This is a genomic window from Gilliamella sp. G0441, from assembly GCF_050589305.1.
In the GTDB taxonomy this organism is placed as follows: domain Bacteria; phylum Pseudomonadota; class Gammaproteobacteria; order Enterobacterales; family Orbaceae; genus Gilliamella.
This window is the reverse complement of the sequence record NZ_JBNRJF010000011.1, coordinates 51724-64664: the sequence shown is the minus strand read 5'-3', so window position 1 is coordinate 64664 and position 12941 is coordinate 51724. Positions and strand designations below refer to the sequence as shown.

13 protein-coding genes and 1 pseudogene are annotated in these 12941 nt (G+C 29.0%); 6 read left to right on the top strand and 8 right to left on the bottom strand.

Translation table 11 applies throughout. The annotated features are described in order from the left end of the window. The first annotated feature begins 10 nt into the window (after positions 1-10). Entirely contained in the window at positions 11-283 is a 273-nt protein-coding gene (locus ACKJXD_RS09670; protein WP_430876175.1) for a hypothetical protein, read from the top strand. On the opposite strand, the gene ACKJXD_RS09665 is transcribed toward ACKJXD_RS09670, so the two are convergent. From ACKJXD_RS09665 to ACKJXD_RS09650, 4 genes are all read right to left on the bottom strand, one after another. Then, positions 268-1821 (bottom strand): hypothetical protein, encoded by a 1554-nt coding sequence (locus ACKJXD_RS09665; RefSeq protein ID WP_430876174.1) that lies wholly within the window; start codon positions 1819-1821, stop codon positions 268-270. The genes ACKJXD_RS09670 and ACKJXD_RS09665 overlap by 16 nt on opposite strands. 20 nt (positions 1822-1841) lie before the next feature. Continuing rightward, a complete protein-coding gene (locus ACKJXD_RS09660) occupies positions 1842-3182 on the bottom strand; it encodes a restriction endonuclease subunit S (protein WP_430876173.1) in 1341 nt (446 codons plus the stop codon). Then, entirely contained in the window at positions 3175-5337 is a 2163-nt protein-coding gene (locus tag ACKJXD_RS09655; protein WP_430876172.1) for a restriction endonuclease subunit M, read from the bottom strand. The genes ACKJXD_RS09660 and ACKJXD_RS09655 overlap by 8 nt, the downstream gene beginning before the upstream one ends. 577 nt (positions 5338-5914) lie before the next feature. Beyond that, on the bottom strand, positions 5915-6157 hold the full coding sequence (locus ACKJXD_RS09650; protein ID WP_430876171.1) for a helix-turn-helix domain-containing protein: 243 nt from the start codon (positions 6155-6157) through the stop codon (positions 5915-5917). Positions 6158-6263: 106 nt separating this feature from the next. On the opposite strand from ACKJXD_RS09650, the gene ACKJXD_RS09645 reads away from it, so the two are divergent. The 3 genes from ACKJXD_RS09645 to ACKJXD_RS09635 are packed head-to-tail and all read left to right on the top strand — an operon-like array spanning position 6264 to position 7241. Further along, positions 6264-6548: a helix-turn-helix domain-containing protein gene (locus ACKJXD_RS09645; RefSeq protein ID WP_430876170.1), complete on the top strand. Its 285-nt coding sequence runs from the start codon at positions 6264-6266 to the stop codon at positions 6546-6548. A gap of 32 nt (positions 6549-6580) precedes the next feature. Beyond that, positions 6581-6808 carry a helix-turn-helix domain-containing protein gene (locus ACKJXD_RS09640; RefSeq protein ID WP_430876169.1) on the top strand — a complete coding sequence of 76 codons (228 nt, stop codon included), beginning with the start codon at positions 6581-6583 and terminating at the stop codon, positions 6806-6808. 1 nt (position 6809) lies between these two features. Then, entirely contained in the window at positions 6810-7241 is a 432-nt protein-coding gene (locus ACKJXD_RS09635; protein ID WP_430876168.1) for a hypothetical protein, read from the top strand. A 144-nt stretch (positions 7242-7385) separates the two neighbouring features. On the opposite strand, the gene ACKJXD_RS09630 is transcribed toward ACKJXD_RS09635, so the two are convergent. After that, positions 7386-7856, bottom strand: a complete 471-nt coding sequence (locus ACKJXD_RS09630; RefSeq protein WP_430876167.1) for a hypothetical protein — start codon at positions 7854-7856, stop codon at positions 7386-7388. A gap of 926 nt (positions 7857-8782) precedes the next feature. On the opposite strand from ACKJXD_RS09630, the gene ACKJXD_RS09625 reads away from it, so the two are divergent. Further along, positions 8783-9736, top strand: a complete 954-nt coding sequence (locus ACKJXD_RS09625) for a reverse transcriptase domain-containing protein (protein WP_430876166.1) — start codon at positions 8783-8785, stop codon at positions 9734-9736. 4 nt (positions 9737-9740) lie between these two features. Beyond that, complete coding sequence (locus tag ACKJXD_RS09620) at positions 9741-11093, top strand: AAA family ATPase (protein WP_430876165.1); 1353 nt, start codon at positions 9741-9743, stop codon at positions 11091-11093. Positions 11094-11885: 792 nt separating this feature from the next. On the opposite strand, the gene ACKJXD_RS09615 is transcribed toward ACKJXD_RS09620, so the two are convergent. The 3 genes and pseudogenes from ACKJXD_RS09615 to ACKJXD_RS09605 all read right to left on the bottom strand — a co-directional run. After that, positions 11886-12263: a tyrosine-type recombinase/integrase gene (locus ACKJXD_RS09615; protein ID WP_430876164.1), complete on the bottom strand. Its 378-nt coding sequence runs from the start codon at positions 12261-12263 to the stop codon at positions 11886-11888. A 9-nt stretch (positions 12264-12272) separates the two neighbouring features. After that, positions 12273-12770, bottom strand: a complete 498-nt coding sequence (locus ACKJXD_RS09610) for a phage integrase central domain-containing protein (RefSeq protein WP_430876163.1) — start codon at positions 12768-12770, stop codon at positions 12273-12275. Then, positions 12751-12939 (bottom strand): annotated as a pseudogene (locus ACKJXD_RS09605) (integrase arm-type DNA-binding domain-containing protein); the annotation flags it as partial. The gene ACKJXD_RS09610 and the pseudogene ACKJXD_RS09605, both read right to left, overlap by 20 nt. Positions 12940-12941: the final 2 nt, after the last annotated feature.

The following is a 12941-nucleotide window of genomic DNA, read 5'->3' as shown; positions in this document are numbered from 1 at the left end:
AAAAAATACTATGTGGAAAAATATTAGTGCTTATTTAAATAAAAATCGATTTTTGAACACCGCTTTAAGCTTATTTTTCTGTTTTATAATACTTTGTCTTGCATTTAATCAATATTATTTTATTGCTGGAATTATTTTTTATATTACCACAGTTATTTATATTGTTACTCGTTCTCAACAATTATTGCATATTCCAGTTAAAATGCTCACCAGTGTGCAACACGATGTGAGCACTAATCAATATCAATCAATAAAAGTGATTCCCCCTTATTTTATCAGGTAATAAGCTAATAAATTCTCAACTAGATCTTTTCTCAATTGATTGGTATCTGTAAATCGAATTTGTTTAATTGATGTTAAATTGAATCCAACTTTATTGTCTTTAAATTTATCTGCATCACTTTTAATTAAAAGAAAATTTTCGTGTTTTAATCCTTTACCTCTATTTAATCCCATTAGATAACCAATTTCATGATACACATTGCCATTATAATGACTAATATCAGCAATAAGTAAGCCGCTATCTTCGATTAGTTCTAAAATTTGGCTATTAATATCATATGAATACCCTTCAGTAAGTTCATCAATTCTAATGTGTTTGATTTTTATATCTTGTTGGTATTTTGTATTTACTTCATTAACAGCATCTTTAATTGCATTATGATGACATTCTGTATCGGGGGAAAATTGCATAGAAATAAAAACCTGTTTTCTCTTTGATTCTCTTATCTTTTCATAAATATCAATTAATGCATTGGAATCAATATTTGGTAATTGAGTGATGTGATTCTTACTCAGCCAATCAGTAAAAATGCTTAAATTCATCTTTGATAATGCAATATAAACGCACGCGACAACAAGGTCGACAGATATCTGACCTAAAGATAAATTGCCAATTGCTTGGTTAGTTTCTTGCATAGCTTTTTTAATTTTTATAATATCAGAGTCGCTTTCTTGGATTATTTTTTTACTTAAAGCTAATTCAATAATCTTCTTAGAAAAAGTCAATAATAGCTTGTGAAAATCACCGCCCAAATGAGGAAATATTTCGGACAAATCCCCGGTCAAATATTGCTTTTGTAGCTGTCGAATCGCATAAAATGACCAACCAAACTTGTCTTTTAAATCACTATCGGAGAATATTTCATCTTGTGTGGAGATAATTGCTTTAAGGTTTTCTTCTATAGTCAGAGGTATAGCTTTAGCATTAATATTGTTAAAAATAACACGTTCTGCTTTTTGATTTAGGTCTTCTATTTTTATTTGGCGGCTACCTGTTTCATCGATATATTCAGACACTGAAACTTGGCCCAATATAATACAAAAAGGGGTGTTTTTTAATGCGACAGTAGTATTTTTTGATGATTCTGCAACAGATAATCGATGATTGCCATCAATACGCGATAAGGGACGGCTTTCAATTAATTTATTGGGAATGATCAACTCTATAAGTTGTATATTATTATTCCCTCGCACATCTATCGCGTTTCTGTAAGGAATATTTTTGATTTTCAGCTCTATATTATCTATGTTTGATTTAAAATTTTTTTTAAATCTCGAAGCGAATGAATTGTTGAGCCCTTCCAATATTTGCTCAAATATTAATGCATCCCCATTTGTCACTTTTTGCCGTATTTTACATCCTAAAATCACTTCGGAAAAAAAGATATATTCTTCAGTTTCTAAATATTCTTTAAGATCTTTTTCTCTTTCTTTGATAAAATCTCTTTGGTAAGTCTCATCTGCTTTAGATAATCTTGCTAGCTCTTGCAGCGGTGCAAAGCCACGAATGCACAATTGATTACCTAGTGATTGTTCCAAAATCCCTCGTAAAATCATTCTTAATGCTCTCCCAAAATCATTTGTTCGATTTCTTTTTTCGCTTCTTCAAATTGTTGTTGGGCATCGTTTTGAAGTTGTTTGGCTTGTTCTCGAATCGATTGAATATGAGCAACGATTTTGTTTTGTTTTTTAAAATCAACTAAAGGGATTAATATTTTAGATAAATCACTTGAATAAACATGTGGTTGTCCTGCTCCAACTTGAAGGTTATATATATCTTGTTGTTTAAGCTTCAATATTTCATAAATATATGGTGTCGTAATCTGTTTTTCATCTTTTGAAAACACTTTTGTACAATCTGAAGCAAAGATAGGGGTAGAATGGTACCAAACAAATCCTGCATAAGCGCCAGATGCGCTTATTGTAATAACATTACCAATATGATTATACTCATTATGATTATAGGGCGAGCTTTGTCCTCCTGCTATAACAGGATATTTTCCAGAGGTAATTGAATTAGAAGTAATTGATATCCCCTTCTCTAAATATGCCACAGTAGAAAGATTAATCTCCTCGTATTTTCTAGATTTCATTTTATTTAAATAATTTTTTGTCCCAAAAGCATCAAATTTTTTTCCAGTTATTTCACTAAAAGTAGTTTGAAACACTCGACTTTCTAAACTATTATCAACTTCAGGTAATTCAATCCCCAATTCTTCCATTAAATAGTCATCAATGGAATCTAAAAGATTTTGAGCTTCTTGTTCTTTTTGTTGTTTTTTTACATTACATTCTTGATATAGGGTACATATTTTTTTAATGGGAATATTCTCTATTTTTGGTACAAAGATATTTTTGACTGCCATCTGAGATAAGCTGCCCATAATTGCACCAATCTTATGTCGCTCAAACTGTATCTGACCAAAATATAAATTTAGATAAATTTCTATAAATTCAGCATATTTAGAATCTTTCAATTTAATATTAAAAATTTCTGAGCTAATAATCGCATCATTATTTTCCAGTACCCGATAAGCTCTTCCATAAGATCCTTTTCTTGTTAATAAAATATTATTTTTTTCTAATTTTATATTTTTTGTTAAATTATTAGAAAGCCGTATAAATTGCATATTTTCTTTACTTAATTTTCCATGAAGAACATTTGCAACCTTATAGTATGGAATTCCTGATTCAAAAAATTCTCGCTGATCTAAGCCATTTGTAATACTCTCAATATAATAAGAAAATCTAATTAATTTATTATTTTTTGAAAGATGATTTAGAAAAATATTAAATTTTTGATTATAAAAATAAGGATCCCATCGCTCTTCTAATTCGCTTCTTTTACGTAAAAAAGTTTTATTAGCATCAATATGTGCAGATACCTGAAAATTACTCATATTGTTCACCATCAACTTCATCACTTATAAATCGTTTTAATTCAGTTCCAATAAATTCAAGTTCATTTTTACCGGTATTTTTACCTGTTGCGTCATAACCGACATCTTCAGCTAACGCCATAAAAATCGAATAATCGGGTAGATCCGCTTGTTTTTTTTGTAGATAGAGAGCTTCCATATCTTCTTTTAATGTATTGATTTTGTCACGGCATTCAGCCTGTATTTTACGACGCCATTCTTTGTATCGTTCGGTTTTTTTGAACTCCGCTAACGTTGCTTCTTCGTATGTTATACCAATCACTTTATTTGTTATTTCACGGCTCTTACTTTCTAAGTATTCAACTTGCTGAATATATTTCTTTTCTTTTTTCAGTAAATCTTGCAGTTTTATTTTTTTTTGTTGAAGATTCTTAGTATATTTTTCTGGATACTTACGTAAAAATAGAACACTGCTTTTTACCCCCGCACCTGTTGCGGTAAAGGCAGTTTGTGGCAAGCTAATAACTGCAACAATACGATACCAATCTTCTATTTGATTTCGTACATATTGCAAACTACTATTTGTTAAAATCCCGTCAGGAATGACCACAGCTAAATAACCATATTCTTGTAAAAAATAATAACATTGTTCGATAAATAAAACTTCTGTGCTTTGTGTTGCTCGTGCTTTTACTTTTGTATTTGCTATATCTAGCCAAGAAACATCTGAAATACCAAAATTATATTGCGTTAGATACGCCTTTTCATTTTGTTTTATCGCACTACCAAAAGGTGGATTGGTAATAATAAAATCAAAACGGTTATATTTAAACCCTTGGTTTTTTGTGAATTCCTGCAAAGCTTTATCACTTAATAAACCATCTGCTGTAATGACATTAGTATGCCCATCATCATGAATAATCATATTCATTTTAGCGGCACGACTTATCTGTTCATTAATCTCGATGCCATAAAGGTTTTTCTCGGCAAAATCATGCCAATGGCGCCAATGTTCTTTAGAGTCTTGATCATAAAAAGTATCGGCTTCTCGGCGTACTTTTTCTAAGGCGTGAAGTAAAAAACCACCACTACCACATGAGGTATCTAATACCAATGACTCATGTGTGATAGGTAACACATCTACAATAAATTTTACAATGGGTCGAGGTGTAAAATATTGTCCGAAATTACCGCGAAAGAAAGATCCCATAAAGGTTTCAAATGCACGTCCTTTGCTGTCTAAATCGGTTTTATTCAGGTTGATATCTTGCAAGTATTCAACAATAGTACGAATTCTTTCAGCGGATAACCGAATATTATCTTTAAAAACCTCTGGATCTTTTTTTCTACCTTCTTCATATAAAGCATAGACTCTTTCTTGTAATGCTTGATTTGTTTTACTTCTTGTTTCTTTCTCATCCTCACCTTTCTCGATAATGATTTGGAAATCGTAAGGTTTTCCTTTTTCTCTAGGCTTTCTTTCATCCCAAATTTTACAAAAAATTAATTTATCGAGCTCGTCAAACGCTTCTGATGGATTAAGTTGACCTCCCGCCCAAAGCGCATTATGAGCTTGCTTAAAGCGATGCGTTAGCTCATCTTCAGTAACAATAGAAAGGTCAAAAAACTGTTGTCCTTTTTGTTCTTTAATACTCTTAGCATCTTTAACAAATTTATAAGGTGCAATTTCGTTAACACCATAGCTTGGTATATCGGTTGCATCTTCTTTTTTCTGGCTATTTTTATCAAATTTAAAGAAGGTGTTTTTAATACGTGACGTAATCCAAATCCATTTAGTGTCACCAGCTAAAGCATAAGCATAAGAAAATGCCTGATCTTCTGCCATTTTAAATGCTTGTTCTGATACTTCTTCTTCTTTACATTCAATAATAATATAAGGTTTTTTACATTCTTTATCAGAGTAAACAATAATATCTGCTTCTTTGGTTGTACTTCCCATAGTAACAGAGACAAAGTTTTTAATTTGTTCTTTAGGATAACCATATTTTAATATGAGTTGACAATAGATTTCCGCTTGTACTCTCTCTTCAGGATTATTGTAATTACGGCTTTTAGTATGATCAAAATAAGTAATTCGGCTATTGTCTTCATTGAATTGAATAATTTTTTTAAAAATACCATCTTTGATATATTTACTGATAACTTGCTGTTCCATCTTATTTTTCCTAAAATAAATATCACTTTAACAACTGTAGTATAATTGAACTAACTTTAGTTAAAAGGGTGGAATTTCATTATCCTTACCAACGTTGATCGCTTGAGAAGGAGATCTTTAGCTGTAATTATAACAAAATTTGGTAAATAGCGGAATGTAACTAAGTGTAATAAAAGTACTTTCACTTTTAATTGTTGATATCTTAACGATTAGATTAATATTGTTTTTAATAAAAACAAATGAATCATAAATATTACCTGTAGCCAATAAATCAAGCCGATTATTGTACCTCATTTAATTCCACCTTACTGTGCTAATGGATTATTTTACCTACCCCCAAATAAACCCTAACCACCTCAATCCGCTCATGCCCAAGTTCCCTGCTAATTACCTGCCGAGCCCATTGATCTTTGATCTGCTGCGCCGGTCTGAGCTCTTTCCCTGATAGCCCAGCAGCTTTGGATGATCTCCAGCCTGTTAGTATTTCATACCGTGTTTATGCATAAGCGAGCCTTAAGCCATGCATTTTATTGAACCCGACTTTTTAGTATTGTCCGTAATAGATATTAAATTGTTTCTATTCACATTTTTTAATTCGAAATGTCCGAATTTTCTTTTTATAACGAGAGGGCCAAATCCGTTTAGCCTCTACACCTAATTCATTGGCAATAATCAGTTCGCCTTTTGTCCATGGGCGAACAAGTGCATTAGAGAGCGTTGAAGGTGCATAGCCAGATTGTCTAGATAACGCAGATAGCGTTGTTCCTTTCTTTTTCAATGCAGCAATAATATCGGCAGGATGCCAGTCTTGTTTCATCATAAGTATCTACCTAACTATTTTCATTAAACAATCTTAATTATCCCATTTTGGGATAATTAAGTAAATGATAGATATTCGATTTTAGGATTTTTTTAGGAACGTAATTATGACGTCTATTTATTCTGAACAATATCAATATCTAATCAAAACATTACGAGAAGCGCGTACAGCTAAGGGAATTACTCAAAGACAATTAGCCTCAGCGTTAAATCGTTGCCAATCTTTTGTTGCAAAAATCGAAATGGGGGAAAGAAAACTAGACGTTGTTGAGTTTATTCTAATCTCAAGATTATTAGGTTTAAACACTAATCCAATTTTAGATAATATCTATAAAAATAAGAAGCCAATCATAAATAAAAACCCGTTTTGGGATAATCCGAAAATTGGATGATAGTTGATAAATAAAAATCACTGAGAAAAGCTATGGCATCCATCTACTCGGAAAAGTATCAATTTGTAATTCGTGCACTTAAAGAAGCAAGAATTAAGCAAAACATAACCCAAGAAAAACTAGCACAAGCATTAAATCGGCCACAATCTTTTATTGCCAAGGTTGAAAGTGGAGAACGCCGTTTAGATGTTGTGGAGTTTGTGCATATTGCTCGATTACTTTCACTCAATCCTGAAGCTGTAATTAAAAAGATTAAATAAAATGGCAATTATATACGGGTACATATGCTCATCAGCCTGTGATGATGAAGCTTTAGATAACTTTAATCGCTCTGTTTTACAACATCTTCCTCTTTATGGAGCCTATATTTGTCGGGATATGTTTGCTACGTTGCCGTATAACAATAAAGCACTTAGTAAATATTCACATATTATTCATTTTGCTGCTGAGTATAATGAGATGTACGTTATGCCAGATGATTGGCTAGAAGAATTTGAAAACTTATTATCTCAGTTATGCTGGAGTCATGTTAATGTGATTGAAACTTATTCAGGTAACCGTTTTGTATGGCAAGCTAATAAATTTGATTTAGAACAAATAGTCGCCACAACTGAATGGCATAGAATTGTCTATGATTCTTATCATGAATTAAAGGAAATTGAGTTTCAATCAACTACCATCTATAATCGGTAGTTATTGTCAAATAAGACAAAATGCTGATATGTTAATTAAAATAGAAAGTTTTTATGGTGATTCATTACTCTCTGGCAAAGTCTCATTTGTTCATTAGAAATCTATAGCAACAAAATATTTCTTTTGATTGTTTCAGCATCATTTTTATTTACACGGATATTTTAACTTTAAAGCTTGAATATAAATAGCTGCTACATTCAAATCTTCATATATTTCTTTTTGTCTATTAGTTAATCTTGAATAAAAATTTTTGAGTAATTCTAATTCGTCATCGGCTTTAATTAACTCAGATGGTGGTCGACAATAAAGCTCATTCTGAAATTCTATTCTATATGCAGTTTTTGTCATTGAAATGGAACGAATCATACTAGTTAAATAACCAAAACCAAAAAAATATGCTTCCTTATTGCTTTCTTTTTGGTTTATTAAACCAATTAATTCATTATAAGAAAGATAGCCATTTTCTTTCATGGGAGAAAACCAGTCATATTGATTAGCTGAAATATTTAAAGATGGCAATACTAACAATAGAATGGATAAGTATCTTTTTATCATGCTGTAAATTCCCTTAATAAAATAATTATTTTGTATATATAAAATTATAACATTTACCATTATATGACACCTTAACTTTTGTAAACCTTTCGCTCTCACCAAGTCATTAATTCCTTGCGCAGTTCAAGATAATTGGAATGATTATAAATACGTCATTCTTCGTTTTTATCGTTATTAGCAAGGCGGGATTTGTTGGGGGTCAATACTTGTATTAAGGTAAGTGTTTTCATCTCAAAATTGTTTAGGGACTTCTTTAATTTTCCTATCAATACACCTCCAATATGTCACAAAGAAATTATTAAACGAAATTATGTAACATAGAATTCTATTCTAAAATGTACCAATTTGGGTTAGATTTACTAGGATTAATTTGGATAGGTTGGAAACGGATAAATATTAATTATCAACTTTTCAATTAATTGAGATGTTTAATGGATTGCTATGGAAAAATAATTTGGTGGAGCTGGGGGGAGTTGAATTTAAATTATAACAGATTGAAATATATATTAAATTAAATTCATTTAAAATATAAAGCACCCAAAAAAGTACCTATATTTTATTTTAACACCAAATTATAACAAATAGTTTAAACCATAATATTCATATTTTATTGAAAGACATTATATTACATAAGCTTTAATATCAATAGTAATAAAGGTGATAATTATGATTTTAATAATTTATTATTTTTTAGGAGGTTTGCCATATTAACAATTAGTTTTTTGTTATTGATGTTTCTTTTGACTAAAATTATAGAATATATTATTCTAGAAACATGCCAGTGACTAGGAGTATCTCCAGTCGATAAGCTGGCCTCTACAGGTCCATCAGATACATTTACTGATGCGGTATAGTTTGGTATTAACTAACTTGTACCGCACATTGTAAATTTCTATATCAATTTAACTTATCCTTCAATTATTTACTCTTTTAAAACTTATGTTAATATCAAATAGTTTTTACAGAATGATTGGAAGGAATATGACATGTCTCAAGACAAGCTCAGTTTAGAAATGCTTTTTAACTCTATGTATCATGGTAAATATAGTTATCAGGACTTCATATCTTCTAATGTTGAAAATTATATTCAACATATAAGCAATAAAATCGTTAAGACAAATAAAACTTTTAAAGTCTACCATTCATTCTTAAATCTATTTTTATTTGACTATTTACCTATAAACGAAAATGTAGTTTTCTCTTACAGAAAAGGGGTGAACATTTACGATTTGCTTATTGTTCATCGTAACAGTAAATTTTTCTTTCAAACAGATCTTAAACACTTTTTTCCAAGTATCACAAGTGAAGATATTAAAAAGCTTATTGAAAAAAATATCGATATGTTTCCAGTAGTCAAAAAGGATATTGAAACTCATATTGACAGAATAATAACTCTTACTACTATTAATAATTATTTAGCTGTTGGATACTCAACCTCTCCAAATTTAAGTAATTCGATTTTATTTGACTTTGACAACTCACTATCTGATTTCTGCCAAAAATTGAATATTAAATATACTAGATATTCTGATGATTTAATTTTTTCATCTTTAGAGAAAGAAAATTTGCAAAAAGTTGAAATTGAAATAAGTAGATTATTAGAAATTTTATTCAGTGGTAGAATACAGTTAAATACAAAAAAAAGTAAATACAATCATCAAGGAAATAAAGTAAAAATACTTGGTGCAATAATTCTTCCTAATGGTCAAATTTCAGTCGATAAAAAGATAAAAACAAAAATAGAAACAGCTATATATCTTTATTTAAATGACCGCAATAAATTTGATGATTTTTTAGAAAAAAATTATGAAAAAGGTATTAACCAAATATCTGGGACTTTTAATTACATAAAAACTATTGATTATGATTACCTTAAAAAATTAAAAAAGAAATATGGTTCAACTGTCATAAATATGTTTTTAAATCAATCAATAGGCTAATTATATGAGTTTCAGAATTCATTTAACTGATATTCAACATGTCAAAAATGCTTCATTTTCATTAGAATTGGGAAAAAACAAATTAATTTGCCTTGTAGGGAAAAACGGCATTGGAAAAACAACATTAATTAAGTCAATTAGAAATATATTATATACAGACACTTTTATAAAAACATCATCTGAATACATATTCACTGAGAAAAGTAAAATTGAATATCAAATCAAAGACATAACTTATAATTTTAATTATGAACCCAATCTTCGGTTTTTAAATTGCAAAGACCTTATTGACGAAAATGTAAAAAACATTGTAGACGTTGAACTTGCAGCACCTCATGGTAACAGATTTAATTTTTTTAAAAACATCAGTCGATTAGATCGAATCATAAGAAAAGCAATTGTATTAAAAGATTACCTACCGCCATCCAATCTAATCCATTTTCTTAACTCAGTCTATTCTACAAATAAATTTGATAATCTAGTTCAAATAAAAATCAAAAATTCTTTTTATTATTGTTTAGTACTATCTAACTATAGATATATAAGAGAAGATTATTTTAGTTCTGGTGAATATTTTTTAATAAATTTATATAAGAAAATTGAGAATAATTGTAAATGTATATTTATCGATGAGATAGATATATCTTTAGATGCAGCAGCACAAGTAAAATTAATAAATTTTCTACGCAATTATTGTGAAGAAAAACAAATTAATATTATATTTACAACACATTCCCTAGCTTTAATGAAAACATTGCAAGATGATGAGTTATTTTATTTAAGTAATATTGAAGAAAATCTTGTAGTTGAAAACAAATCATTTAACTACATTAAAAGCATCTTATTTGGATTCAAGGGTTGGGATAAATATATATTAACTGAAGATAAAATATTAAAAAATTTTCTTATTTATTTAATAGGATTACATTGTAAAAACACATTTTATGAATATCAAATAATCTATATTGGAGGTGCGAAAAATGTTGTAGATTTAATGGAGCGTAACTCAAATGAAGAATTTTTTTCAGATAGTAGAAATGTTATAACTGTACTTGATGGTGATCAACGTAATCATGGTTATGTCCAAAATAAAAATAATATTCATTTTCTTCCTTTTGAAAGCATAGAAAAAGCATTGTTAGAAAAATATAACCAAAATAAAAATTCATTACCTACATTCCCCGAATACATAGATACTAATTTTACTAATGGCAAAAAATTGGTTAAGCAATTTAAAAATCTTAATCTAATGTCTGAAAATGATATTTTTGCATTTTTATATTCTGAATATGAGCAAGAACTTGAAGGTTTATGTAACCAGCTGAAAGTTTTTTTAATCAGCAGGGATAATATATAATATTCTTCTAGAAAATTTTTATAAGCCAACTGCAAGTTTCATTTTAAATGTTTTTCTAAAAATTCGCCACATATTAAATTTTTATCCTCAGGAATATTCATTATGAAATCGTCAAAATAACGACAGTTTTCCTTAAATTCAAATTTCGTATTTTCTCCCGTCAAAATATTATATAAGGGAATGTTGACATAAAAGTATTTAATATTATCAATTAAGTCATATAATTTATTCGGTAATTTTTTTGATTCAAGAAAAGTCTTTACTGATACAAAATTTTTGTCATTTACATATTCTCTAGTCTTAACTAAAAGAATGGCTTTTTTAAAATTCGTTTAGTTTTATGAATCCTTTTCTTTAAATGATAATAAGTTTCTTTTCTGATATAACCGTGTCCAATGAAAAAATCTTGGTAAAATTTAACTATTAATGAAGTGTCATATTGTTTTATCTCTTTTAGTTTTCTATATAACAAGAGGTATTTTAAATCATTAAGACGCATAGTAAAATGAGCAAGAGAATTCTGTTCAAAAAATGTATTTTTTTAATTCTTATCTTTATCCCCTATTTCTTTATCTTCATAAACAATCTTCATTTCAAAATCAGAGATTAATTTAATAACATCATTTATATGCATTAAACCATCGTCATTCAAATATTATTGATTTAAACAAAATTTATATTGATAAAATTTAATAATTTCATGGTTTAGATATTTTATCATTTTGTCCATCCACTTAAGTTACATATATATAAATGTAAATTTAGAATCATCCTATGTGTAATGTATTTTTATTATATCAATAGCATTTCATTGTATGGATAATTCAAATCATCAAAAACAAAATCAGCCCACCATTGCATTAATTCTTTACGCTGTTCAAAATAATCTGAACGATTATATGAACTTCTGATAGTATTTTTATCGGTATGTGATAAGGCTGCTTCAATAATATCTGAATTAAATTTACCTGATTCATTAGCAGCGGTGCTTGCAATAGATCTTAACCCATGTGAAACTAATTTCCCTGTGTAACCTGCACGTTTTAATGCTGCATTGACAGTTTGACTATTCATTGGCTTATTTACATGAATATTACTTGGAAATACATATGGACTATTTGAACTGATTAGTTGCATTTTATGTAGAATTTTTAATGCTTGTTGCGACAATGGAATCTTTTATTCTACACCCATCTTCATTCTTTCTGCTGGAATTACCCACACTTTATTAGCTATATCTATCTCACTCCATTTGGTTGCAGCTGATTCATTTGGTCTTGTCATTGTGCGTAGCTGCCAAAAAAATAACAATCTTGTAGATAATGTTATATTTGTTGAGATCATATCATTAACTAAATCAGGTAAATCTTTAGGAGAAATAGTTAACATATGTTTCTTTTGGGGTGATAGAAATACTTTCCCTAATTCTGATGATGGAATAGCATCAATGATACCAATATTCATGGCATAAACAAAAATTTCATGTATTCTTTGTGAAATTCTTTTTACTGTTTCAAGAGATCCTTTTTGTTCAATTGGCTTTATTGCATCTACTAATATTTTACGTTTTAAATCAATTATTGGGATATTTCCGATTAAATTAAAAATATGCAATTCTAGGGAACGCCAAATATCTTTTGCTGTATCTTCTTTGACTCTAGTTTTTTTTGACTTCAAACCAATCTTTTGCAACAGATTTGAAAGTATTTTGTTTTTGATTAAGCAATTTTTGTTTCTCTTGTTCAAGATGAACTTGAGGATCTATATTTTTTGCAACTAAAGCCCTATATTTATCCTTAGTTTTTCTTGCATCGGCTAAACTAACACTTGGATAAGAACCTAAACTTA

Bases quoted from the DNA above. Each gene is read 5' to 3' on its own strand.
- ACKJXD_RS09670 (WP_430876175.1), top strand. From the start codon at position 11: ATGTGGAAAAATATTAGTGCTTATTTAAATAAAAATCGATTTTTGAAC.
- ACKJXD_RS09620 (WP_430876165.1), top strand. From the start codon at position 9,741: ATGAGTTTCAGAATTCATTTAACTGATATTCAACATGTCAAAAATGCT.
- ACKJXD_RS09640 (WP_430876169.1), top strand. From the start codon at position 6,581: ATGGCATCCATCTACTCGGAAAAGTATCAATTTGTAATTCGTGCACTT.
- ACKJXD_RS09655 (WP_430876172.1), bottom strand. From the start codon at position 5,337: ATGGAACAGCAAGTTATCAGTAAATATATCAAAGATGGTATTTTTAAA.
- ACKJXD_RS09650 (WP_430876171.1), bottom strand. From the start codon at position 6,157: ATGATGAAACAAGACTGGCATCCTGCCGATATTATTGCTGCATTGAAA.
- ACKJXD_RS09630 (WP_430876167.1), bottom strand. From the start codon at position 7,856: ATGGTAAATGTTATAATTTTATATATACAAAATAATTATTTTATTAAG.
- ACKJXD_RS09645 (WP_430876170.1), top strand. From the start codon at position 6,264: ATGACGTCTATTTATTCTGAACAATATCAATATCTAATCAAAACATTA.
- ACKJXD_RS09635 (WP_430876168.1), top strand. From the start codon at position 6,810: ATGGCAATTATATACGGGTACATATGCTCATCAGCCTGTGATGATGAA.
- ACKJXD_RS09625 (WP_430876166.1), top strand. From the start codon at position 8,783: ATGTCTCAAGACAAGCTCAGTTTAGAAATGCTTTTTAACTCTATGTAT.
- ACKJXD_RS09660 (WP_430876173.1), bottom strand. From the start codon at position 3,182: ATGAGTAATTTTCAGGTATCTGCACATATTGATGCTAATAAAACTTTT.